Raw genomic sequence first — 22,754 nt, 5'->3', positions numbered from 1 at the left:
AGGAATTCTATATGCGTGTAGCTCTCTTGATAATGATATTTACTTTGCCGCTAAGTGCATTAGTGAATTCAGAGGCAATTTCTGTTGGTGAATATCATATTGAATATGAGGTCAAAGGTTCTGGTGAGGCCACTTTGTTTCTCGAAGCAGGTGGTTCGGCCGGGATGCAAGATTGGGGCTCTATTTATGATGACTTGGTGAAGTATGCACGAGTAATACGTTATTCTCGTGTCGGCAATGGAAAATCAACGGCCATTAAGAAACATTTTAGCTCTGAGGATTATGCTCAAGGGGCCAAGGCTTTATTGGAGGTTTTGGGGGTTAAAGGGAAAGTTACTTATATTGCGCATTCCTATGGTGCTCATGTAGCCCGAACTTTTGCCGCGCAATACCCTGAAAAAATCGCAGCTTTAATGCTGATAGAGCCGTCTTCTGAGCATGATGTGGATATTATGCGATCACTGAATTTGGAGTTGGCCGAAAAGCAGATTGCTCAGGTAAAACTGGATGATATGAAGAACGGTATGTCGAATCAGTATCTGGATTTTTGGTCTAAACGCCCGTTGCCTGACTACCCAAAAATTCCCGATATCCCCGTTACGGTAAATGCCTCAATTAAAAAGTATGACAATCCTCCTCTTCTTTTCTTTACTGATGAAGCCCGGGATATGTGGGGGGAGTTACATTCAAATTGGGCCAAAGCGTTTCCGCGAGGTAAAGCTGTTTTAACTGAGAAAAGCTATCACTATCCTCAAAATGATGAGCCCGAGATGATAGTGAAAGAGGTACTAGCGCTGATTTCCAGAGGTTACAAATAGCGGATAAGGACAAATAGGGAGCAAACAAGGACATTTCATGCTTCTGGTTTCGACAAATAGTCGCTTTGTAAAGATAGTCTACATTGACCATTTTTTCTAAATGCATATGATGGAAGCCCTAACAAACATAGGGTTTTTGTTGTGCTTAAAAAGATTGTATTGGCCTTTGCAATTTCTGCTTCCTCCATCAGCTCTGTATATGCAGATAATGTAGGTGAGGTATCAGAAAATTTATCGGATGCAGAAAAGTTATATGGTTTATCCCTCTATTGGAAAGAGGTTAGCTATAACTTCGCTTTCTTCGATCAGGTTCCTGAACTTGATTTTAATGCAAAGTACCAGGAGTTTATCCCGCGGGTTTTGGCTACAGAAAATACGTATGAATATTATCGTGAACTAAAGCGGCTAAATGCATTTCTGCAGGATGGTCACACCAGCATTTATTACCCTAAGGGGCTCTCAGCCCAGTACTTGGATTGGCCAGCTGTTCACCTGGCTGAGGCTGGGCATCAAGCGATAGTCACAGGGGTTGAGAAGGGGTTGGAGCTAGAAATCCCACCGGGCTCAATTATTGTTGCGGTAAATGGACAGGATTTACAGGCTTATTTAAAGGAGCGGGTAATCCCCTATATCGCCAGCTCGACCCAGCATATTCTTTGGGATACAGCGGTTCGGGATGCTCTAGATGGCAAGCCGGATACCATGGCGGAATTCACTATTGAGACTCCGGATGGCAAGATGAAAGAGGTTCAGGTTAATCGGGATGCCCGTAGCAGGGAGATCGAATATACCTCTATTAAGCAGCCTGCTTCCAATGGAGAACTGCTCGAATTTAAGTGGTTAGGTGGCGATATCGCCTATGTGGCTTTAAATGGCTTCCATGATAAAGAGATCGTTAAGCATTTTCAGTCTCACTATGGTGAGATCAGCAAATCCAAAGGCCTGATTATTGATCTGCGTTTTAATGGGGGCGGCAGTACTACTAATGCTGGAGAAATTATCTCCTACCTGGCCAACCGGAACTTGCCAGGCTCTATCTGGAAATCGCCCAAGCATGTGGCTGCCTACAAGGCCTTGGGGGCAATTGCTGATCAATTCGAAGAATTTGAGGAGTATCGACCCTATGCAGAGGGTACTTCCTGGGAATTCAGCGAAGATTCTTCAGATGTACTTAAGGCCAAACTGGAAAGCAACCATATAGTACCCACTTATGTGCTTATTGGCCGAAATACGGCTTCCGCAGCTGAAGATTTTTTGGTGTATGCAGATTCTCTCGAGCACTTTACAACCGTTGGTGAGCCGACATATGGCAGCACCGGCCAGCCAATTTTTGTAGATCTCCCTGGGGGGGGGACTTTCAGGGTGTGCACCAAGCGGGATACATACCCCGATGGGCTGGAGTTCGTCGGCTATGGTATTAAGCCGGATATCTTGGTCGAAAGTACCCTGGCTACTGTGCGTTCTAATGAGGATGAGGTGCTCGACAGGGCGCTGAGAGAGCTTCAGGCCAAGCTTTGACTCACCTCCGGTATGAGCTGGCTGGTGGCTATTGATACGGTTAGCCGGCTGAGTTCTTTCTATGTTTATGGGGAGTTACTTTGCTGTTATTGGGGATTGGGGTTCTTGGGTTGAGTGCTCAGATTTAGTGTGCTTCAGAGGTTGTGCATGCACTCGTAGCAGGAGTTTTGTACAGAAATTGCCAGCTATTTGGTTATTTCCCGTTTCGGTACGATACCTGAGATCATAACCGGTACTATTGTCTTGAAAGTTATCTTTATAATCGACGAGTTTTTGCATTAAGGTGCTTACAACAGGCTTTGTTTGCCTGTTGGCTCGCTTCGCTGTTTAATGCGGGCTTTGGTTTTCGGCGGCTAGAGGAAAGCGCTTGTCATCGTGTATAAGCCAATAAAGTGGTACGTTAGGGTATCTCTGAAAATTAAGTAACTATAAAAGTAGCTAGGAGTTGTACTTATGGCACAGATCAAAGCTTTGGATAAAAAGGCACATGCCAACCTGAAACTCACCCAGGACATCACCTTTGACCATGTAAGCGGCAACCACATTTTGCCGTTGGTGGTTCAGGAGATTGTACAGGCGGCCCAGAGCTATCCGATCCTGTTCGTCAAAGACCAGAACACCGATCAATTCAAAGTGGTTGCCCTCACAGGCCTGCGTCCCGGCGAAAACCTGTTCTCGGGTGCTGAGGGCTGGAACGGCAGCTACGTACCTCTGCAGGTTCGTACCTACCCATTCGTACTGGTTAAGAACCCGGAAAATACTGATCAAGCGGTACTTTGCGTCGATGAAGATTCCAAGATGCTGAGTGAATCTGAAGGTGAGGCGCTGTTCGATGGAGAGGGTGAGCAGACCGATTACCTGAAAAATCGTGCTCAGGCTGTAGTGGAAACCGCCCAACGCGTGTCTGTTACCGAGCAGTTTATCGAGTTCCTGGTTTCTAAGGATCTGTTGGTTCAGAAGAAGCTGACGCTTCGCGTAAACGAAGATGACAAGCCCTACGACCTGACGGGTTTCTTTGTGATTGACGAAGAAAAGCTCAACAACCTGCCCGATGAAGATTTCCTGGAGCTGCGTAAACGCGGAGCCCTGCCGGCTATCTACGCCTCTATGATGTCTTCTATGCAGGTTCAAAATCTGATCCGTAGAAAGCGCCTGAACTGATCTTGTAGTGCCCGGTAACTGCGGTTGCCGGGCCATCCGCCCACACTCTTTTTCGCGATGTAGTTATCAGCAGTCATTGTTCCGCCTTGATCCCACCTTACACTCGTACCACTATTAGCTCCTCTGACGTTTTAGTTCGCGAATAATAAGATGAAATACCTAGCGCAGCGTTCTCTCCGTTACTGGTTTGCCTGGTTGTTACTGTTTTACGGGGTTTGGCTGTTCATTGTCTTACAGGGTAATAACTTGGCCCTGGCACTGGAACATTGGTCCATGGCGCTGGCTATGGCCATCGGCAGTTACGCTGCGGGCTCCACCCCGATGGGGGGCGGTACCGTTGGATTTCCCGTATTGGTCCTCCTGTTTGATATGCCGGCCAGTCTCGGCCGTGATTTTAGTTTTGCGGTGCAGTCCATCGGCATGGTCAGTGCCAGCTTGTTTATCCTTGGTCGCCGGCAAGCCCTGGCTTGGTCGATGTTGCGGGGCGCATTACTGGGCTCTCTACTGGCTATCCCTGCGGGCATATTGTTATTCGCGCCGCTGATTGCAGAGCTCTGGGTGAAATTATCCTTCGCGGTACTCTGGGGCAGTTTTGGTATTTTTCATTTGTACCGGCTTACAGAGATCACCGATTGTGCGCACAAAGGCGATCCCCAGTGCCCGACAGATTTTCGTGTGGGGCTGTTACTCGGCGCCTTTGCCGGGTTTTGTGTGGTTTCTGTCACTGGGGTTGGTGTGGATATGCTGGTATATGCAGCGCTGGTCCTGTTGAGCCGTGTGGACTTAAAGGTAGCCATTCCCACCTCGGTGGTGATTATGGCCTTTTGCTCGGTACTCGGTGTGCTCGTGAAGTCACTGGCAGGGGACTGGCAGCCGGGGGTCTTCGGCAACTGGTTGGCGGCAGCACCGGTGGTGGCCCTGGGCGCACCGCTGGGCGTTTTTGTGGTGAGTCTGCTGGGCCGCAAGCCCACACTGCTGATCGTGGCTCTTTTGTGCGTTGTACAGCTTGTGTGGACTTGTGTGTCAGAGCGGCAGGCGCTGGGCGGTATAGGTGGCCCCCTGGTGCTATCTGCGCTGGTGCTGTGTTTATTAGGGTTTGAGTGGTTGCGTGCGTTGGGTTTGCGCCGTGAGCGCCGTCGAGGAGAGCATCTGCAGCAGACGGACGTGCTGCGATCAAACCGGGACGGTAAAGCGGTTGCAGGAGACATGGTGATGGCGCAGGGCGTCGAATAGGTGCGCTGGATAGCTGGCGTTGTGCGATAGAGCGCTGCGCTTGCTTGTGGGCGAATAAACAAGATAATTTTTTGAGTGCTGCCCTGAATCGGGCCTGCGGGATAAATTCTGGAAAATGGCTGGGGCGGAAGGATTCGAACCTTCGCATGACGGGATCAAAACCCGCTGCCTTACCGCTTGGCTACGCCCCATTTTCAAGATTCACAAAGAATAGTCTCTGTGATCAGAAATGGTAGCAAGGGGGAGACTCGAACTCCCGACCTCAGCATTATGAGTGCTGCGCTCTAACCGGCTGAGCTACCTTGCCATTTCTTTTGTTACCTCGGCCTTACCGAGGGCGCGCATTATTAATCGATGGGCCGGGTGTGTCAACACCTTTTCTGTATTCTTTTCAGTTAGTTAGCGATTTTTTCATCTGGACCCAGGGCGTGCTTGGAGCGGCGCCCGGAGCGAATAGCGGCAAGAGCTGAACCCAGGACTACGGCGCCCGCGCCGGTCCAGCTGATCCAGTTGAGTGGCTCTGCGGCAATATAGTCTGGCCAGATGTTGCTGATCAAGGCACCGAACAGCAGGGTGATCACTGGCACCAGTGACAGTGTGGCGCTGACACTGGATGCCTCCCAATGCGCAAGGGCTTTGCTGAAGGCGCCATAGGCGATAAGGGTGTTGGCGGTAAGAAACGCCAGTAGAGCCCACTCTAGCCAGCCCAGGTGGGCAACGTCCAGTGGATCGGCCATGGGCAGGAAGCACAGTGTGCCGGCGATATAAATCAATACCAGCAGGTCCTGAGGCGTGGCGCGGGCGAGAATTTTTTTCTGAAAGAAACCGTAGACCGCCCAGGAAACGGCGGCTATGAGGATAAAGCCGAGCCCAAGCAGGTAGTCGCTGTCCACGCCGCTAACCAGTTCATCCAGGCGCTGGTTAAAAAACAACAGCAGGCCGATCACCACGAGCGCTACACCGCTCCACTGGCGTGGCGAAAAGCGCTCTCCCAACCACAGCACGCTCGAGGTTAACAACAGTAAAGGAGCCAGTTGGATAACAATCTGTGCGGCGCCAGGGGTTATGTAGTTGAGACCGCTGGCGTAGGTGAGATAGTTAAGTAGCAGCCCGGCCACAGCGAGCAGAGTGAACAGTAGCAATCCGCGACTGAACAGCGCTCTGAGCTTTAGCTGTCGAGCCTGGCCGTAGTAGAGCCCCGCAAGCAGTGCTGCGCCAGCAAAGCGATACCAAGTGGCGGTTTCCGGGCTGATATGCTTCAGAAGCCCTTTGAGGGCAATGGGCAGGGCTGCCCACATAAAGACTGTTATCAGTGCCAGAGGCAGTCCGATCTTCCAGTTTGATTGCGCCATAAGTTTTGCGTCGCAGGGAGCACCTCCCCGGGGTGGGGAGGTGCAATGTCGGGGAGGGGGCTTAGAGGTCTTAGACGTTGAAGCGGAAGTGAATTACATCGCCATCGGCGACAATGTAGTCCTTGCCTTCCAGGCGCCATTTTCCGGCCTCTTTGGCCCCGGCTTCACCATTGTTGCTGACGAAATCGTTGTAGCTAACCACTTCGGCGCGAATAAAGCCTTTTTCAAAGTCGGTGTGGATTTTACCGGCTGCATTCGGGGCGGTTGCACCCAGAGGAATCGTCCAGGCGCGCACCTCTTTGACTCCGGCGGTGAAGTAGGTGTGCAGGCCCAGCAACTGATAGCCGGCACGGATTACCCGGTTCAGGCCCGGCTCTTCCATGCCCAATTCTTCCAGAAATTCCTGTTTTTCGTCGTCATCCAGCTCTGCGATCTCGGCTTCGAGCTTGTTACAGATGGGCACCAGTACCGCGTTTTCTTCGGCGGCGATAGCGGCGACGGCATCCAGGTGCGGGTTGTTCTCAAAGCCGTCTTCATCCACGTTGGCGATGTACATGGTGGGCTTGATAGTAAGCAGGCTCAGTTCACGCAGATCCGCAAGCTCATCTTCTGAAAGGTCGAGGGAGCGCAGCGGCTTGGCTTCGTCGAGATGCGGCTGGATTTTCTCCAGGAGCGCCTTCATCTTGATGGCGTGTTTATCCTGCCCCTTGGCGGCGCGAGTAAAGCGCTGTAGGGCCTTTTCCACGGTGTCCAGGTCGGCCAGGGCCAGCTCGGTGTTGATCACCTCGATATCGGCCACCGGGTGAACCTGGTTGGCGACATGGATGACGTTGTCGTCTTCGAAGCAGCGCACTACGTGAGCGATGGCATCAGTTTCGCGGATATTGGCGAGAAATTTGTTGCCCAGGCCCTCACCCTTGGAGGCGCCCGCAACCAGCCCGGCGATATCGGTGAATTCCATGGTGGTTGGAATCACTTTTTGAGGCTGAACGATCTCCGTCAGCTTGTCGAGGCGGGGGTCCGGCACTGGCACTACGCCGGCATTGGGTTCGATGGTGCAGAAGGGGAAGTTCTCTGCGTCGATTCCCGCCTTGGTCAGCGCGTTGAAAAGGGTGGATTTGCCCACGTTAGGCAGGCCGACAATACCGCAAGTAAAACCCATGGTGATAATTTTCCGTTTGCCTGAGGCGCGAAGAGCGCGCTCTGCTAATTGCGTTTGAGGTCCGGTAGCGATTGCGCTGGCGGGAGTCTGGGCGGGCTGGATAGCGCGGCCACCGAATAATCCGGGCCAGCCGAAAAAATACCGGCAATTTGGCGCAGCACACTATCAGTATTTCCGGGCCAAAAGGCAAGCCGGCCGGGGGGATCTACTTGTTGGTGTGCAGCGTTTTCATGGCTGAGCTCCAGTCGCCGCCGGCGGCGCTGGGCAGTACGTCGATCGCGCGATCGATCGCGTCAGCCAGTGTTTCCTGTTCCGCTCTGGGAGCCCGCTGTAGAACAAAGCGGGAGACTTCACTGGCGCTGCCGGGGTGGCCAATGCCAAGTCGCAGGCGCATAAAGTCGCGGTTGTTGCCCAGGGCAGCAATGATGTCCCGCAGGCCGTTGTGCCCGCCGTGTCCGCCGCCAGCTTTCAGGCGCGCGATACCTGGGGCCAGGTCCAGCTCATCGTGAGCGACCAGGATAGCTTGCGGTGGGATCTTGAAGAAGTTCGCCAGTGGGCCGACAGATTGGCCACTGCGATTCATATAAGTGGTGGGGATCAGCAGCCGTATATCCTGGCTGCCGATCCGCACACGGCCAGTAAGGCCGTGATATTTGCTGTCTAGGCTGAGCTGGGTGCCGTGTTGGCGGGCCAGCTCGACAACAAAGTCGGCACCGGCGTTGTGCCGCGTCCGGTCGTACTCCGGCCCAGGGTTTCCCAGGCCGACGATCAACTGAATCGGGGTATCCGGTGCCGCAGCCAAGGCGATTACTCTTCGCCTTCGCCAGCTTCGGCTTCAGCTTCCACGGCGCCGCGAGGCTTGTGGATAGAAGCTACAACCAGGTTGTGGTCTTCACCGTGGCTCAGGTCCGCAGATTCAACACCTTCCGGCAGTTTCAGGTCGGAGATGTGCAGGATCGCGTCCAATTCCAGGTCGGCCAGGTCCACTTCGATGAACTCGGGCAGCTTGCCGGCAGGAGCGTTAACTTCCAGCTCGGTCAGGGTGTGGGAAACGATGCCGCCGGCCTTAACGCCTTTGCAGTTTTCTTCGTTGAGGAAGTGCAGCGGCACTTTCACGTGGACCTTGGTGGTGGCGGATACACGCTGGAAATCGATGTGCAGCAGCTGTTGCTTGGCGGGGTGACGCTGTAGGTCGCGCAGGATCACTTTCTCTTCTTTGCCGTCAACATCGACAGTCAGCATGGAGGAGAAGAAAGCTTCGTTTTCCAGGGTTTTGAACAGGTCTTTCTGCAGAACAGAGATAGAAGTTGGCTCTGCTTCACCACCGTAGATGATGCCGGGTACACGGCCTTCCAGGCGACGCAGGCGGCGGCTCGCACCTTTCCCTTCATCGCTGCGGGCAATGGCGTTCAGTTTGATATCAGACATAGGTTAAACCTCGGGTTGTCTGTCCAGAGAGACCTGCGACCGGACCGCTCTGGCGTTTCAGTAAATTGGGCTTTTGGCCCAAAAGTAATTGCCCGGCAGTACCGGGCGGGCGCGTATTCTACGGGAATCGGACCTAAACGCAAAGCGCCCCGGCGGAGCGGGGCACTTTTGATCGCTGCTAGGGAGCGCCTCCGGTGAGGCTCTAGCGGAACATTGCGGAGAGGGATTCCTCGTTGCTGATACGACGCATGGATTCGGCCAGCATCGCAGCTAGGGTTAGCTGGCGAATTTTCGGGGCTTTTTCCATTTTGTCGAGCAGCGGGATGGAGTCGGTGACGACCAGCTCATCCAGTACGGAGTTATTCAGGTTGCTGATCGCATTGCCCGACAGAACCGGGTGGGTACAGTAGGCCACTACTTTCTCGGCGCCGTGCTCTTTTAGGGCGTTGGCGGCGTTGCACAGGGTGCCGGCGGTGTCGACCATATCGTCTACCAGCAGGCAGGTGCGGCCGCTAACTTCACCGATGATGTTCATCACTTCGGCGACATTGGCCGCGGGGCGGCGTTTGTCAATGATGGCCAGGTCGCAGTCGAGGCTCTTGGCCACGGCACGGGCGCGCACAACACCACCGATATCCGGGGATACCACCACCATGTTCTGGTACTTCTGGCGCTCGATATCGTCGAGCAGTACGGAAGAGCCGTAAACGTTATCCACAGGCACGTCGAAGAAGCCCTGGATCTGCTCCGCGTGCAGGTCGACGGTCAGTACGCGGTCGATACCCACGCTTACCATCATGTCGGCCACCACCTTCGCGGAGATCGGCACGCGCTGGGATCTTACTCGACGGTCCTGGCGGGCGTAGCCAAAGTAGGGTACCACTGCGGTAACGCGGCCGGCGGAGGCGCGGCGCAGGGCATCTACCAATAGAATTAGCTCCATCAGGTTGCGGTTGGTGGGCTGGCAGGTGGATTGCACGACGAACACGTCGCGGCCGCGTACGTTATCGGTAATTTCAACTGCAATCTCGCCGTCGGAGAAGCGCTTGACCGTGGCTTCGCCCATGGGGATCGCCATATGGTCGACAACCTTCTGCGCCAGTTCCGGGTTTGCGTTGCCGGTAAAGACCATTAAGTCAGCCACTGCGAGTTCCTTTAATTCTGTCTTGAAGTGATTTGAAGTGTAGATGCCGGCAATATTTGCTAGCAGTTAGGATGCGATAGCACCACTTTTATAGTGGGGGACAAAGTGGGTGGCGAAGCGTAAAAATACGCAGGCCGTCCCAGGTCACCCAGGTGGTGGTTACTTTGGCGTTCGCAGAGCCTCCGGGTCGCAGACAAGCGCTTGTAAGCAAGACTGCCTTCGACATTGTTTTTGTGGATTCGGGGATAGGCTTTTTGCAGCCCGTTACGAATGGCCATGGCCGGCTGGGTCAGTGTCGACTGAAACATGTCGGAACCGGTTTTTTTGCTGGTGCCACTGCGTAAAAAGAAAATGGCTGGGGCGGAAGGATTCGAACCTTCGCATGACGGGATCAAAACCCGCTGCCTTACCGCTTGGCTACGCCCCAGTATCTTTCCTCAATCGCTTGAGGTTAATTTCGCGAGCTGCCGATGTACGGGTGAAACCTGCACGCCGGCGGCAATAAAACCCTGCCATTTTCGCGGTAGTTTGGCAAGTGCCGATCGGGCCGCTTGCGCACTCGGGAAGGCTGTAAAAACGCAACTTCCTGTGCCGGTGAGGTGTGAAGGAGCAAACTGCTGCAGCCACTCTCTGGCATCGCGAACTTCAGGGTAGAGACTCTCAACTAATGCCTGGCAGTCATTACCAGAAAATGTTTCCAGTATATCGCTGCCGAGTGGCTTTTCAGTGGGGTGCCCCTCGCGAAGGGCCGCTAATGTAATTGCGACGGAATCTCTTGTCAAACGTGAATCGGAAAAAATTTTTGCCGTGCTCACTTGGCAGTCTGGGGCCACCACTAAATAGTGACGATTTTCGATGCTCAGCGGTGTGAGTTCTTCGCCCACGCCCTCCGCCCAGGCGGTGCGCCCGCGTACAAAAACCGGAATGTCCGCTCCGAGCCCTCTGCCCAATTCTGCGAGGGTTTCGATGGGCAAGTTACATTGCCACAGGTGGTTGAGGCCCAGCAGTGTTGTGGCCGCATCACTGCTGCCACCGCCGATGCCGCCTCCGTGTGGTAGTTTTTTACTCAAGCGAATATGTACACCGGGAAGACTGCCGGCTTGCCACTGGATACTCTGACGCAGCCGTTGCGCGGCGCGATAGACCAGATTGTCTTCCTCGGGTATATCCAGCGCACCGGCCTCCACGCTGATAATGCCATCGCTGCGCGGCGAGAAATCTAAGCTGTCACCGTAGTCGAGTATTTGGAAGAGGGTTTGCAGCTCGTGGTAGCCGTCAGGGCGACGGCCGAGAATGCGCAGGATCAGATTGAGTTTTGCGGGGGCGGGTAACGTCAGCATGCAGGGGGGCCGGGCCGATTAATTCAAGTGGGCCTATCATACCTGCACGCTGGCGCTTGGGCATTTAAAAACCCCACTCCTTAATGACCAGGGTTACCTGTACCGGGCCGGCGGCAGCATTAGTTTGTGCTTTTATACGGGTCGGTAGGAGGTAGGGGCCGTTTTGGCGATAGTTGCTGAAATACAAAGACCAACCTGACTGCTGCAAACTCTGCAGTTCGCCGTGGCCATTGTGTTTTTCTGCCCCCCTGGGACCGGGTGCTGGGAGCCCGCGAACCCAGTAGAACATTTCTTTGGCGGGCAGAGGCCAACCCAACGTCTGTTGGGTGAGTTGGGCGGCGTCGCGGGCAACCACCGGTGGCTCGTTACCGCGCACCAGGCTGACGCCGCCAGCAGAACCTGAAATTACCGTGGTGCCGGCACCTAGGGGGCCACTTAGATGGATACGAAAATTTTGTGCGCCGCTCTGTTGCCAGGTCAGGTTAGCGCTGCCGTTATCCGCCGGTGAGCGCACCCCGAGTTTGCCTTTGATAGTCCAATGCTTGAGCTGGGCTACCGAGGTGGGAGCGCCGGTTTCCGAGGGCGCCTCCGCTGCGCGCGGCTCTTTGGTTTTCTGGCCGGCACAGGCGGAGACCAATACGGCCAGGGCTGTCACCAGTAAAAAGTAAAGCTTGCGGGTAGCGGCGTTAGTTTTCGGATGCATGTTGTTCCAGTGTTTCTTTGATTTGCAGTCGTTTCATCGCGGCTGGAATAATCTTGCTCTTAGGGTTAGCGGTCAAGCCATCGTTCCAGACTTTGAGCGCGGCTTCGCGCTCCCCTTGAACCCAGAGCACCTCCCCTAAGTGGGCGGCAATTTCGTGATCCGGCAGCTTTTCTAAGGCCTGGCGTAAGTATTTTTCCGCAACGCGGTAATTCCCCAAGCGGTACTGTACCCAACCCATGCTGTCGATAATAGCCGGGTCCTCAGGCTCCAGCTCCAGTGCCCGGCTGATCAGCTGCAGGGCCTCTTCCCGGCGGGTCTCATCGTCGATCAGCTTGTAACCCAGGGCATTCATCACCGTGGCGTTATCCGGGTCGCGCTCCAACAGTGTGCGCAGGTCTGTTTCAAAAGCGGCCGCATTGCCGAGTTGGTCGTTGAGGAGGGCGCGGGTATAAATCAGGCGGCCACTGTCGCTCAGAGCGGTGAGAGCACGATCCGTCAATTGCAGGGCCATTTGTGGTTCGCCACTTTTGCGCAGCAATTCGACCTCCATCAGGAAAAAATGTTCTGCCTGCCCGGGGTGTCGCTCGCGCAGTCTGGCAAACCACGCTTGGTTTTCACGATGTTTGCCACTGGCTGCAAGCAGTTTGGTGCCTTTGGTGATGGCTTCCACATAATCGTTGCCGGGCTTTACCTGCTGAAAATGTGCCGCGGCGGTTTCGGTTTTATCCTGCTTCTGGGCGAGGCCGCCGAGATAAAAGTGTGCCGCCGATTCGTGCTGTTCCAACTCCAGGAGGCGGTTAAGCAGTGGCTTGGCCGCATCGATCTGGTTGGTTTCATAGTGGATCAAGGCGAGGGACAAGATCAGGTTGCCATCATTGGGACGCTGTTTGACTAATTCGGCAAATTGCTGGCGGGCCAGAGTGAGATCCTCGCGAATGAGCAGGCGCGCGTACTGCAGGCGCAGCCGGGTTTCCTCTGGATGAATTCGGACCATTTTCTCCAGCAATTCGATGGCTTCATCGCGCCTGTCGAGATCGACCAGCAGATGGCTTTGCAGTAGCGGTGCATCGAGTTGGTCGGGGTGCTGTTGCTGGATTCGGCGCACCAGGGAGAGCGCGCGCCTGGATTGTTTGGCGTTGCGCAGGACCATGGCGTAGGCCATGGATGCCTCGTCGCTTTGGGGGTATGTCTCAGCTAACCGGGCGAACTCCGCACGGATTTCCTCGTTGAGTTGCTCCTGGCCGATGGCGGTGGCGGCGATGGATTGCATCGGGGCCTTGCCGCCGAGCGAGAGGGCTTTCTCCGCGTGCACCAGAGCTTCTGAAAGTTTTCCCGCGAGGGTCAGCTCGGCGGTGAGAGCCAGTTGGGCATCGGCGTTGTCCGGTTCCAGCTCAGTCCACAGCTGCGCCGAGCGCAGCGCGGCGTGGCGGACGTTAAGAAAGCGCGCAATACGGGTTGCGCGCGCCGCAACGCCCGCGTCCTGAGTGACTTCAGCCTGGTGATAGTAGTTGGCCAAAGCTACGTCGTACTGTTCGCGAATACCGGCGACTTCGGCAACCAGTAGTGTGTAGAACGTTTCGATGGGGAAGCTGCGGGCCTCACGCTCTTCCGCTTTGGGGGCTGTTTTCTGCGCGCTGGGTTGCTGCTGCGCCTGCGCCTCGGGGGAGGTATCCCCGTTGGTTACACGATGAGACGCGACCTGGGTACAGGCACTCAGAAATGAGGCGCTGAGCAAGCAGAGCACACAGAGCAGTGCGGGTGTTGCGTATCGGGAGTCTGGGTGGCGGGGTGGGAGCATAGATCGTATCCATACATTGCTGCTGCGGGAAGCGGTGTAAGAGTGGCGTGTTTTAAACGATTATCGCCATATAATTCTAGCCGTGATTCTGCTTTTGGAGCGTGGGCCCTGGGCCGGCGGCTCAAATCAGCGCACAATTAAACCGCCTCACCAGCTTGCAAGCTAAGCGGCGGCCCGTGAAAATGCGCCCCCAATGCGGATGCCGCGCCTCTAGATTTAGCCGACGGAACTCTATGCCAATTGTTACCCTGGGGATCAACCACGACAGTGCGCCTATTGAGGTGCGCGAGCGGGTCGCTTTTGCGCCCGAGGTGATGCCCGGTGCCCTGGGGGATGCGCGCAAGGCGCTCGAATGCCGGGAACTCGCCATCCTCTCTACCTGTAACCGCACCGAGATCTATGCCAATGCGGAAGCGGAGCCGCTGCTGCAGTGGCTCGCGCACTACCACCAGGTTCCGCTGGATCAGCTCAGAGGTTGCAGCTATATCCTCAGCGAAGAGGAGGCAGTGCGCCATATGATGCATGTGGCCTGCGGCCTTGACTCGCTGGTTCTGGGCGAGCCGCAGATTCTCGGCCAAATTAAGTCGGCCTACGCAGTGGCACGGGAATGTGGCAGTGTGGGGAGCGAATTGCACCGGGTCTTCCAGCGGGTGTTTACCGTGGCGAAAAAGGTGCGTACCGAGACGGCGATTGGTGAAAATCCGGTATCCGTCGCTTATGCGGCAGTATCTCTAGCCTCGCGGATTTTTACCGACCTGAAGCAGCAAACGGCGCTGCTGATCGGTGCCGGTGAGACGGTGGAGTTGGTGGCGCGCCACTTATTGGACCAGGGTATTAAGCAGCTGATCGTGGCCAACCGCACTCTGAGTCGTGCGCAATTACTGGCGCAGAATTTCGGTGCCGAAGCGATTTTGTTGGCGGATATTCCCGAACACTTGGCCCGCGCCGATATTGTGATCAGCTCCACCGCCAGTCAGCTGCCAATCCTGGGCAAGGGCGCGGTGGAATCCGCCCTGCGCAAGCGCCGCCACAGCCCTATGTTTATGGTGGATATCGCCGTGCCGCGGGATATCGAAACCGAAGTGGGCGAGCTCGATGACGTCTACCTCTACAGCGTGGATGACCTGCGCGGTGTGATCGACGAAGGCATGCGCTCCCGCGAGCGGGCCGCGGAGGCCGCCAGGGAAATTGTGGATAGTGCCGCGGCGGAATTTACCAAAGAGAGCCGCGCCCTCGGTGCGGTGGATACCATCCGCAGTTACCGTCAACGCGCTCAACAAATCAGTGGTGCCGAGTTAGAGCGGGTGCTGCTGCAGCTGGATAAAGGTGAAGACCCCAGACGCCTGATGGAACAACTGACCCGCGCCCTCACCAACAAATTGATTCATGCGCCCACCATCAGCCTCAAGAAGGCCACTGCGGAGGGCGATTTGGAGCGACTGCGCATCGCCCGCGAAGTGGTGGGGTTAGACGATCCCGCCGATACCGAATTAGAGAAAAAACACAAATGAAAGAATCCCTACTGAACAAGCTAGATAATCTGCAGGAACGCCACGAAGAGGTATCAGCCCTGCTCGGCGACGCCAGTGTAATTTCCGATCAAGATCAGTTTCGCGAACTGTCGCGGGAGTACTCGGAACTGGAAGAAGTGGTCAAGTGCTACGGCCGCTTCAAGCAGTTGCAGGAGGACATGAGCGCGGCGCGGGAAATGCTAGGTGAGAGCGATCCGGAAATGCGTGAAATGGCGCAGGAAGAGCTGCGCGAAGCGGAGGCCCAGGTGGAGCCTTTAGAGCGTGAATTACAAGCGCTGTTATTGCCCCGCGATCCCAATGACCGCAAGAATGTCTTCCTGGAAGTTCGCGCCGGCACCGGCGGTGACGAGGCGGCAATTTTCTCTGGCGACCTGTTTCGCATGTATTCTCGCTATGCCGAAAAGCAGGGCTGGCGCATTGAAATTGTCAGCGAAAACGCCGGTGAACACGGCGGTTATAAAGAGATCATCAGCCGTGTGGCCGGTGAGGATGTCTATGCCAGGTTGAAATTTGAATCCGGTGCGCACCGCGTGCAGCGGGTGCCGGAAACCGAGTCCCAAGGGCGTATCCACACCTCCGCCTGCACCGTAGCGGTGATGCCGGAGCCGGATGAGCGCGATGCCATCGAGATCAGTAAGGCCGACCTGCGTGTGGATACCTACCGCGCCTCTGGCGCCGGTGGTCAGCACGTCAACAAAACCGATTCAGCGGTGCGCTTAACCCATATCCCGACGGGTATTGTGGTGGAGTGTCAGGACGAGCGCTCTCAGCATAAAAATAAAGCCAAGGCCATGGCCCTGCTGCAAGCCAAGCTCAATAACGCACAGGAAACCGCAGCGGCCCAGGAAATTTCCGATGCCCGTCGCAGCCTGGTAGGTAGTGGTGACCGCTCAGAGCGCATTCGCACGTATAACTTCCCGCAGGGACGGGTGACCGACCATCGCATCGGCCTGACGCTGTACAAGCTGGATGAGGTGATGCAGGGCGGCTTGGAAGAGGTCATCGAGCCATTGCGCACCGAGCACCAGGCGGACCAACTGGCAGCGATGGGACAGTAATTGTGAATCCATGCGTCGCAACCGGGAGCGCTGTGAGAGGCTGCTTGTCCCGATGAGCAGTGTTAAGGACAATGTCGCCCGCAATGTGGAACTCACTGGCAGTGAATCGGCGCGTCTGGATACCGAAGTGCTGCTCGGTCATATCCTCGGCCGCGAGCGCACCTGGCTCTACACCTGGCCGGAGTACGAGCTCTCTGCGGCCGAGCAGGAAGCGTTTGATGCCCTGTTGATGCGGCGTAAAAATGGTGAGCCGGTGGCGCATCTGACTGGCGAGCGGGAGTTCTGGTCGCTCAGTTTAAAAGTGGCCCCCTCCACATTGATTCCCCGTCCGGATACGGAGTTGCTGGTGGAAACGGCCCTGGCGCTCTGCCCGCAAAGGGCGCTGCGCGCCCTCGACCTGGGTACTGGCACCGGTGCCATTGCCCTGGCGTTGGCCTCGGAGCAGCCGGGCTGGCAGATTGTTGCCGTGGAAAAATCCCCCGCGGCTCTGGCGCTGGCGGAGGAAAACCGCTTGCACCTGGGCTTTGCCAATGTGCAGGTTCTCGCAAGCGACTGGTTTTCGCAGTTGCCGTCTCAGCGCTTTTCACTGATCGTCAGTAATCCCCCTTATATCGATGCGGCCGATCCGCACCTGGCTCAGGGCGATGTGCGCTTTGAGCCCCGCTCCGCGCTGGTGGCACAGCGTCAGGGGTTGGCGGATATCGCAAAGATCGCCCTAGAAGCGGATGAGTTTCTGGAGGAGGGGGGCTGGTTACTGGTGGAGCACGGTTGGCAACAGGCCGAGGCTGTGCGCGAAATTTTTAATGCCGCCGGTTACCGTGCGGTGGAGAGTCGCAGGGACTACTCCGGCTGGGAGAGAATTACCTTGGGGCGCAAACAATCGGTTTAGCGGCCGAGTATTCCGAGGGTTGAAAGGGAGGGAATCTATGCACGATCACGTTCACCACCGCAATGGCAACGGTGCCCTGCGTCCGCTGCTGATTGCTCTGATTCTGACGCTGGGGTTCTCCTTTGTGGAGGCTATCGGCGGTTGGCTGTCTGGCTCCCTGGCACTGCTCAGTGATGCCGGCCATATGCTCACGGATTCTTTCGCCCTGGCACTCGGGGCTGTTGCCGCGGTGCTGGCCAAAAAGCCGGCGGACCGGGAGTTGTCTTTTGGTTGGGGTCGCGCCGAAGTATTGGCGGCGGTCACTAATGGCCTGATCATGTTGTTGATCGTGGTGGGTATAGCCATTGCCGCAATCGACCGTCTGCGCAATCCCCAGCCGGTTCACGGCAGCACGGTGATGCTGATCGCTTTTATCGGGTTGCTGATCAATATTATTGCAGCTTGGGTACTCTATCGGGGCGAGCGCACGCTCAATATACGCGGTGCGCTTTTGCACGTGATGGGAGATATGTTGGGCTCGGTGGCGGCGCTAATATCTGGCGCGGTGATTTATTTTACCGGCTGGGTGCCCATCGACCCACTGTTGTCGCTGCTGATCTGCCTGTTGATACTGTTCTCTTGCGTGCGCCTATTACGCGATGCGGTGGATGTATTGATGGAGCGGGTGCCGCGGGAGTTGAGCCTGCCGGTGGTGGGGGAGACGTTGGCGGGCGTGATTGGTGTGCGCTCGGTGCACGATCTGCATATCTGGCGCCTGGACTCCAGCACCATCTCTCTGTCGGCGCATATTGTTGTGGATGATCTGTCAGCCTGGCCGGCAGTGTTGGAGCGCTTGCGGGAAACCCTGATCAAGCGCTTCGATATCGAACATATCACCCTGCAGCCTGAGCCTATTGAGCAGCCCAGCCCCAGGATTATCGATAAGGTGACTAGCCCGCAATAGCGGATTAGTCCTCGTCGCCCTCCAAGTCGGCGGTGTTATCGCTGGATTTGGCAGCCGATTTACTCGCCTGGGACTGGGGCTTTTGCGCTGGAGTATCCTCGGCGACCACCTCCTCAGGTTGGCTGATCTGCTCCTGCGGGGCTTGAATGCCGATATGGTAGGCGGCGAAACCCGGTTGTACCACCTGGTCTAGGGCCATACCGAGGATGCGCCCGTTGTGTTCCGAGCGAATTTCCGTGCGCACATTGGTAATCGGATTGGTCACGGTGCCCAGCAGAGCCCCCTTGCTGACAAATTCACCGAGTTGCACCTCGCTGAAGATGATGCCGCCGGTGGAGGCCCGCTGCCAGGTGGAGTTGTAGTACACCGGCTCCGGGTCACCCCACAGACGAAATTTGCTCACCATACCGAGCTGGTTCAGCAGGGTGCGAATCCCTTTTACACTGTGGCTGACTGAGCGTTCGTCCAGTACCATAGGAGCGCCCGCCTCCAGGGTTACTGTGGGAATGCCCGCCTCCGCGGCGGCGCGTCGCAGTGTGCCCTTGGCCCCGGCGCTGTGCAGAACCACCGTGGAGCCGAAGCCTTTGGTCATTTTTACAATCCGCGGGTTACTCAGGTCGCCGCGCAGCTGTGGCAGGTTGGTGCGGTAAAAAGAGCCGGTGTGCAGATCCACCACGGCATTGCAGTGGCTGATCACCTCATGGAAAAAAGAGTTGGCAATCCGCGAGGCGGAAGAGCCGTTGGGGTCTCCGGGAAAGTGTCGGTTCAGGTCGCGGCGGTCGGTAAGGTAGCGGGAACTGCGATGGAAACCTTGCAGGTTGACGATGGGTACGCCGATCACGGCGCCGCTGAGCTGCTCTGCATCGAGATCGTACATCACCCTGCGCACGGTCTCCACGCCGTTCAATTCATCCCCGTGCACGGCGGCGGTCAGGCAGAGCACAGGCCCCGGCTTGGCGCCGTTGACGACTAATACCGCGGTGGGGCTGTAGACCCCCTCGAAGTGCTGGCGGGGAGACCAGGCCAAACGGGTGGAGGTCGCGGGGGCTACCTCGGCGCCGAGCAGACGTAGAGGCTTGGCTTTCTCCATCTCCAGAGAAACAGTGCCTGCCGCAGGGGGCTTTGGCTGAATTGGCGAATTGACCGCGGTTTTGGATGGCGCCTCTTTGCTTGAAGGCTCTAGCTCGCCGATGGGTTGGTCCAGCTGCAGGTTTTCCGCCCGGGGCAGGGGGGGCTCTTGGGTGTTGGCCGGGGTGTTCTGCTGTTTATCTGCGGCGTCGGTGGGCGGACCGAGCTCGGTGATTACCGGGTGGTCGAGTTTTAAATTTTCCGCCTTGGCAACTGCTGACGTTTGCTCCTCTTCCTGTGCCTTCTCCTGCGCTATATCTCGGGTTTTTCCCCGCACCTCGCCGGTATTATTTAAGGCCCAGGCCTGGGAAGCGGTCAAAAGTAGGGCGAGGCTCAGCAAGCGGCGATGCCTGCTGGGGGAAAGGCGCGGGATCATTCGGTAACTCCGGTTAACTACTGGTGCGGGCGCTGCCGGTTATTGTTGTTGCCCGGCACGCTTGGGGACTTGGAGCGCCAGTATAGTCAAAGCGTTCCCTGAGAATGTGATCCAGATCGCCCCCAGGTTTTGGCAATGGCCTTGCGGCTGGTGCGGCGCAGGCGCAGAGCCAGTAGGATAGAGGCGGTTCCCAGGCCGATACAGACGCCGGTCCAATAGCCGTAGACCCCCCAGAAATTTTCCCCCAGCCAATAGGCGCTGGTGAGCCCTACCAGCCAGTAGGAAAACAGCTGTATATACATAGGGACGCGGGTGTCCTTATAGCCCCGAAGTGCGCCCCAGGCCATTGCCTGGGCGGCGTCCACCAGCTGATAGGCGGCGCAGAGCAACAGCAGGTTAGAGGCCACAGCGATGATCTCTGTATTGTTGGTGTAGGCCTGGACAAATACGTGACGGAAGGTGATCAACAAAACACCGGTGCCGAGAGCGTAAACTACCCCTCCACCAATGCCCACCTTGCCGGCGAATAGCGCCCTTTTGGGGCGGCCCTGGCCGAGCAGATGTGCCGTGCGGATACTCAGGGCCTGGGCCAGGGCCAGGGCCACCAGATAAAAAATAGAGCCGATACTCATGCCGATCTGGTGCGCTGCCACAATTGCAGCGCCATAGGGTGCAAGCAAGATCGTCAGGCTGGCAAAAAAGGTGACCTCGCTGCCGGCGCCGACACAGACAGGTAGCCCTACTGCCAGCAGATGTTTAAGGGTGGGCCAGTCGGGCTTGGAGAGCTTCCATTTGAGTTTGAGGTGGTGGTAAACCGGATCTGTAGCGGCATGCCAGAATAGGGCTACTGCGATAAGACTGCTGACCGCAGCGGTAGCCCAGCCGCAGCCGGCCCCTCCCATAGCGGGTATGGGGCCAGCACCAAAGACAAAAAGAATGTCGAGGGGGATATTGAGTAGGGCGGCAGCCAAGTAGATACGCATCACTGGTCGAACTTGGCCCATTCCCTCGCAATACCCGCGCAGTGCGGTGCCCAGGGCGAAAGGTAGGGTGCCTACGGTGAGCGCCAGGATGTACCCCTGCAGAACCTGCCGAACAGGCTCCTCGGTATCGATCCACTGGCTCCATAGCGGAACGGCGAGCAGGGCGAGAAGTACCAGTAGGCCGCCCACCAATCCAATCCACAAGGCTTGGTGTAATTGGGCCGCACAACCCTCTTCGTTGCGTCCGCCACGCAGGTGGGCCACTACCGGAGACACCGCGGCGAGCAGGCCGATTAAAGTGACGGCGCACACCGCCCAGATGCTGGAGCCCAATGCCAAACCGGCCAGATCTACCTCTCCCGCATTGCCGGCGACAATGGTATCCACAACTCCCATGCTCACAACCGCTAGATTGCTGACCACCAGAGGGCCGCCCAGTTTGGTCAGATGGGAGAGTTCGGTGGAGATGGCGCGTCGGTAAATCTTGAGCAAGGGAAAAACCAGGTTTGTTCAGGCTGTGCCTGTCGATGATTGTGGTATATCAGCCAATTTCAGCCAAAAACTGGGCTTTAAAAGTTGGTGAAGCAATGGTTGGTTAAAGGGTCTTCCAAGCAGAGCGGGAGGCTGGATGGGAATGTACAGCACGGATATCCCGTTGCCAAAAAGGCAGGATATTCTACGTTTAAATCGTTTTTTCGCCCAGCGGCTACAGGGGGATTTCCTGTAATAATTTCGCAACTATATGCGGGGTAAGAAAGATACAGCCATGGCTTGCGGCAATTTCCCGGTAGTGCCATCCCGGAATTTTTTGTGCGCGCTCTCCACTGGCATTCGCCGGGGGATAATAGGGATTGGCACAGCGGATAAAAGTGCAGGTTGGCCCCTGTTCCGGCGCCCGCCGCAATTGAATCGGATCGAGATAAGTTTTCACCGGGTGCGGGGTCATGTGTCTGCGCAACCAGTTTAGGGTTTCCTGGTTACTGATTCCCAGTTGAGCCGGGTCTATCGGTAAAAAGCAGCGGGTGCCGTTAATTTCTTTTGCCGCGGCCAGGCGTTTTGTTCGGATATTCTCTGGTAGCTGTTCGGCAAAAGCGTGGCCTGGGCTGGGGATGGCCCCATCCAGATAAACGAGATGGCGAATGCGCTTGGGGAGGGCGTCGGCAGTACCGGCGGCCGCCATACCGCCAAAGCTGTGGCCCACCAAAATGACCCGATCTAATTCCTCGAATTCAATGACGTTCATCAGGTCTTGGATAAAGGTGTCTATGCCGACAGAGGGGGAGAGTAAATGATGTCGCTCCCCGAGGCCTGTCTGAGTGGGGGTGAATACACGGTGCCCTCTGGCAGACAGTAACCTGGCCACAGGTGCCCAGCACCAGCCCCCGAGGAATAAACCGTGCACCAGCAAATAGGTATTCAACACCGCCTAGCTCGTTCCAGTATCCGGAGAGATAAGAATCGGAGAAACAAGCTTGGGCCTGTGTAACAGATGCCTTGATCGCTCGACTAAAGTGAACAAATACACCAAATAGAGAGCGGAAAGGATAAATTTCCTATGAATACCCTGGGTCGTTGGTATGGCTGCTTTGTGCACTTTGTACAAAAAATTGACTGGCTGGGGCCTTTGGCTCTGCGTATTTATCTGGCGCCAATTTTTATTTTGGCTGGCCTTAATAAAATGGGGGATATTGACAGTGTGGCCGCCTGGTTTGGCAACCCCGACTGGGGGCTGGGGCTGCCAGCACCGTTGTTTATGGCCTGGGCGGCCGCGTTAACAGAGTTTCTCGGCGGTATTGCCATCCTTTTCGGTTTCGCTACCCGATTGGTGGCCATTCCCCTGATGTTTGTAATGGCTGTGGCGGCGGCCACCGCCCATTGGGAGAATGGCTGGTCAGCCCTGCCGGATAAAACCCTGGTGGCTCCCTGGGAGTGGCGCGAGGATCTGATTGATCAGGCGCTGACTCGCAAGGAAAAGGCCATTGAGCTGCTTAAAGAACACGGCGACTATGAATGGTTGTCTGAAACAGGCGGATTCACCGTAGTGAAGAACGGCATAGAGTTTTCTGCAACCTACTTCATTATGCTGTTGGCGCTGCTGTGCAGCGGAGCGGGACGCTTCTTTAGCGTTGATTATTGGCTCTGCCGCCACTGTAGTGGGCGAGAATCCACATAGAGTGGTAGTATACTC

Annotated in this window: 20 protein-coding genes and 3 tRNA genes; 9 read left to right on the top strand and 14 right to left on the bottom strand. The window is 56.3% G+C overall.

The genetic code is table 11. From position 1 onward, the window contains the following. Nucleotides 1–11: 11 nt before the first annotated feature. The 4 genes from ACCI51_RS09285 (at nt 12) to ACCI51_RS09270 (ending at nt 4,730) form a co-directional block, all read left to right on the top strand. Complete coding sequence (locus ACCI51_RS09285; protein WP_371843365.1) at nt 12–818, top strand: alpha/beta fold hydrolase; 807 nt, start codon at nt 12–14, stop codon at nt 816–818. A 141-nt stretch (nt 819–959) separates the two neighbouring features. After that, a complete protein-coding gene (locus ACCI51_RS09280; protein WP_371843364.1) occupies nt 960–2,336 on the top strand; it encodes a S41 family peptidase in 1,377 nt (458 codons plus the stop codon). A gap of 453 nt (nt 2,337–2,789) precedes the next feature. Then, a complete protein-coding gene (locus ACCI51_RS09275; RefSeq protein WP_299582426.1) occupies nt 2,790–3,497 on the top strand; it encodes a SapC family protein in 708 nt (235 codons plus the stop codon). A 150-nt stretch (nt 3,498–3,647) separates the two neighbouring features. Further along, nucleotides 3,648–4,730, top strand: a complete 1,083-nt coding sequence (locus tag ACCI51_RS09270; protein ID WP_299582430.1) for a sulfite exporter TauE/SafE family protein — start codon at nt 3,648–3,650, stop codon at nt 4,728–4,730. A 116-nt stretch (nt 4,731–4,846) separates the two neighbouring features. Here ACCI51_RS09270 and ACCI51_RS09265 read toward each other — a convergent pair. The 11 genes from ACCI51_RS09265 to ACCI51_RS09215 form a co-directional block, all read right to left on the bottom strand. After that, a tRNA-Gln gene (locus ACCI51_RS09265) sits at nt 4,847–4,921 on the bottom strand. A gap of 39 nt (nt 4,922–4,960) precedes the next feature. Further along, nucleotides 4,961–5,037: transfer RNA gene (locus ACCI51_RS09260), tRNA-Met, on the bottom strand. An 88-nt stretch (nt 5,038–5,125) separates the two neighbouring features. After that, the gene (locus ACCI51_RS09255; RefSeq protein ID WP_371843363.1) at nt 5,126–6,082 is read right to left on the bottom strand and encodes a DMT family transporter; all 957 of its coding nucleotides are present in this window, start codon (nt 6,080–6,082) and stop codon (nt 5,126–5,128) included. Between the two features lie 70 nt (nt 6,083–6,152). After that, the gene (gene ychF / locus ACCI51_RS09250) at nt 6,153–7,244 is read right to left on the bottom strand and encodes a redox-regulated ATPase YchF (RefSeq protein ID WP_299582436.1); all 1,092 of its coding nucleotides are present in this window, start codon (nt 7,242–7,244) and stop codon (nt 6,153–6,155) included. A 205-nt stretch (nt 7,245–7,449) separates the two neighbouring features. Next, a complete protein-coding gene (gene pth, locus ACCI51_RS09245; protein ID WP_371843362.1) occupies nt 7,450–8,046 on the bottom strand; it encodes an aminoacyl-tRNA hydrolase in 597 nt (198 codons plus the stop codon). 5 nt (nt 8,047–8,051) lie between these two features. Further along, nucleotides 8,052–8,672, bottom strand: coding sequence for a 50S ribosomal protein L25/general stress protein Ctc (locus ACCI51_RS09240; RefSeq protein WP_299582442.1), 621 nt, complete (start codon nt 8,670–8,672; stop codon nt 8,052–8,054). A 202-nt stretch (nt 8,673–8,874) separates the two neighbouring features. Then, a complete protein-coding gene (locus ACCI51_RS09235; RefSeq protein WP_299582749.1) occupies nt 8,875–9,804 on the bottom strand; it encodes a ribose-phosphate pyrophosphokinase in 930 nt (309 codons plus the stop codon). 364 nt (nt 9,805–10,168) lie between these two features. Then, nucleotides 10,169–10,243 (bottom strand) — tRNA-Gln (locus ACCI51_RS09230). A 10-nt stretch (nt 10,244–10,253) separates the two neighbouring features. Then, nucleotides 10,254–11,156 carry a 4-(cytidine 5'-diphospho)-2-C-methyl-D-erythritol kinase gene (gene ispE / locus ACCI51_RS09225; protein WP_371843361.1) on the bottom strand — a complete coding sequence of 301 codons (903 nt, stop codon included), beginning with the start codon at nt 11,154–11,156 and terminating at the stop codon, nt 10,254–10,256. Between the two features lie 64 nt (nt 11,157–11,220). Next, entirely contained in the window at nt 11,221–11,859 is a 639-nt protein-coding gene (gene lolB, locus ACCI51_RS09220) for a lipoprotein insertase outer membrane protein LolB (protein WP_299582448.1), read from the bottom strand. Continuing rightward, on the bottom strand, nt 11,843–13,657 hold the full coding sequence (locus ACCI51_RS09215; protein WP_371843360.1) for a tetratricopeptide repeat protein: 1,815 nt from the start codon (nt 13,655–13,657) through the stop codon (nt 11,843–11,845). Before ACCI51_RS09215 ends, lolB begins: the two co-directional genes overlap by 17 nt. Before the next feature lie 233 nt (nt 13,658–13,890). Between ACCI51_RS09215 and hemA the strand changes: the two genes are divergently transcribed. From hemA to ACCI51_RS09195, 4 genes are read left to right on the top strand one after another with little or no spacing between them, the layout of a single operon-like run. After that, nucleotides 13,891–15,168, top strand: a complete 1,278-nt coding sequence (hemA, locus tag ACCI51_RS09210; protein WP_299582453.1) for a glutamyl-tRNA reductase — start codon at nt 13,891–13,893, stop codon at nt 15,166–15,168. After that, nucleotides 15,165–16,247, top strand: a complete 1,083-nt coding sequence (prfA, locus tag ACCI51_RS09205; protein WP_299582456.1) for a peptide chain release factor 1 — start codon at nt 15,165–15,167, stop codon at nt 16,245–16,247. The genes hemA and prfA overlap by 4 nt, the downstream gene beginning before the upstream one ends. 52 nt (nt 16,248–16,299) lie before the next feature. Further along, nucleotides 16,300–17,136: a peptide chain release factor N(5)-glutamine methyltransferase gene (gene prmC, locus ACCI51_RS09200; RefSeq protein WP_371843359.1), complete on the top strand. Its 837-nt coding sequence runs from the start codon at nt 16,300–16,302 to the stop codon at nt 17,134–17,136. Nucleotides 17,137–17,173: 37 nt separating this feature from the next. Then, entirely contained in the window at nt 17,174–18,079 is a 906-nt protein-coding gene (locus ACCI51_RS09195) for a cation diffusion facilitator family transporter (RefSeq protein ID WP_299582462.1), read from the top strand. Nucleotides 18,080–18,083: 4 nt separating this feature from the next. Here the strand turns inward: ACCI51_RS09195 and ACCI51_RS09190 are convergent, their stop codons facing one another. The 3 genes from ACCI51_RS09190 to ACCI51_RS09180 form a co-directional block, all read right to left on the bottom strand. After that, nucleotides 18,084–19,583: a succinylglutamate desuccinylase/aspartoacylase family protein gene (locus ACCI51_RS09190; RefSeq protein ID WP_371843358.1), complete on the bottom strand. Its 1,500-nt coding sequence runs from the start codon at nt 19,581–19,583 to the stop codon at nt 18,084–18,086. 86 nt (nt 19,584–19,669) lie between these two features. Continuing rightward, nucleotides 19,670–21,058 (bottom strand): MATE family efflux transporter, encoded by a 1,389-nt coding sequence (locus tag ACCI51_RS09185; protein WP_299582468.1) that lies wholly within the window; start codon nt 21,056–21,058, stop codon nt 19,670–19,672. A gap of 214 nt (nt 21,059–21,272) precedes the next feature. Continuing rightward, a complete protein-coding gene (locus ACCI51_RS09180; RefSeq protein ID WP_371843357.1) occupies nt 21,273–21,989 on the bottom strand; it encodes an alpha/beta fold hydrolase in 717 nt (238 codons plus the stop codon). Between the two features lie 132 nt (nt 21,990–22,121). Between ACCI51_RS09180 and ACCI51_RS09175 the strand changes: the two genes are divergently transcribed. After that, entirely contained in the window at nt 22,122–22,739 is a 618-nt protein-coding gene (locus ACCI51_RS09175; RefSeq protein ID WP_299582474.1) for an HvfX family Cu-binding RiPP maturation protein, read from the top strand. Nucleotides 22,740–22,754: the final 15 nt, after the last annotated feature.

Source organism: Microbulbifer echini (assembly GCF_041447225.1).
In the GTDB taxonomy this organism is placed as follows: domain Bacteria; phylum Pseudomonadota; class Gammaproteobacteria; order Pseudomonadales; family Cellvibrionaceae; genus Microbulbifer; species Microbulbifer echini.
The sequence above is the reverse complement of the archived record's forward strand: the minus strand, read 5'-3'. Positions and strand labels throughout refer to the sequence as shown.

What these genes read in the sequence shown, in the direction of transcription:
- ACCI51_RS09285 (WP_371843365.1), top strand. Translation starts at nt 12, where the DNA reads ATGCGTGTAGCTCTCTTGATAATGATATTTACTTTGCCGCTAAGTGCA.
- prfA (WP_299582456.1), top strand. Translation starts at nt 15,165, where the DNA reads ATGAAAGAATCCCTACTGAACAAGCTAGATAATCTGCAGGAACGCCAC.
- ACCI51_RS09240 (WP_299582442.1), bottom strand. Translation starts at nt 8,672, where the DNA reads ATGTCTGATATCAAACTGAACGCCATTGCCCGCAGCGATGAAGGGAAA.
- ACCI51_RS09190 (WP_371843358.1), bottom strand. Translation starts at nt 19,583, where the DNA reads ATGATCCCGCGCCTTTCCCCCAGCAGGCATCGCCGCTTGCTGAGCCTC.
- ACCI51_RS09255 (WP_371843363.1), bottom strand. Translation starts at nt 6,082, where the DNA reads ATGGCGCAATCAAACTGGAAGATCGGACTGCCTCTGGCACTGATAACA.
- ispE (WP_371843361.1), bottom strand. Translation starts at nt 11,156, where the DNA reads ATGCTGACGTTACCCGCCCCCGCAAAACTCAATCTGATCCTGCGCATT.
- ACCI51_RS09275 (WP_299582426.1), top strand. Translation starts at nt 2,790, where the DNA reads ATGGCACAGATCAAAGCTTTGGATAAAAAGGCACATGCCAACCTGAAA.
- hemA (WP_299582453.1), top strand. Translation starts at nt 13,891, where the DNA reads ATGCCAATTGTTACCCTGGGGATCAACCACGACAGTGCGCCTATTGAG.
- lolB (WP_299582448.1), bottom strand. Translation starts at nt 11,859, where the DNA reads ATGCATCCGAAAACTAACGCCGCTACCCGCAAGCTTTACTTTTTACTG.
- ACCI51_RS09270 (WP_299582430.1), top strand. Translation starts at nt 3,648, where the DNA reads ATGAAATACCTAGCGCAGCGTTCTCTCCGTTACTGGTTTGCCTGGTTG.
- ACCI51_RS09215 (WP_371843360.1), bottom strand. Translation starts at nt 13,657, where the DNA reads ATGCTCCCACCCCGCCACCCAGACTCCCGATACGCAACACCCGCACTG.
- ychF (WP_299582436.1), bottom strand. Translation starts at nt 7,244, where the DNA reads ATGGGTTTTACTTGCGGTATTGTCGGCCTGCCTAACGTGGGCAAATCC.
- ACCI51_RS09195 (WP_299582462.1), top strand. Translation starts at nt 17,174, where the DNA reads ATGCACGATCACGTTCACCACCGCAATGGCAACGGTGCCCTGCGTCCG.
- ACCI51_RS09235 (WP_299582749.1), bottom strand. Translation starts at nt 9,804, where the DNA reads ATGGTCTTTACCGGCAACGCAAACCCGGAACTGGCGCAGAAGGTTGTC.
- ACCI51_RS09175 (WP_299582474.1), top strand. Translation starts at nt 22,122, where the DNA reads ATGAATACCCTGGGTCGTTGGTATGGCTGCTTTGTGCACTTTGTACAA.
- prmC (WP_371843359.1), top strand. Translation starts at nt 16,300, where the DNA reads ATGAGCAGTGTTAAGGACAATGTCGCCCGCAATGTGGAACTCACTGGC.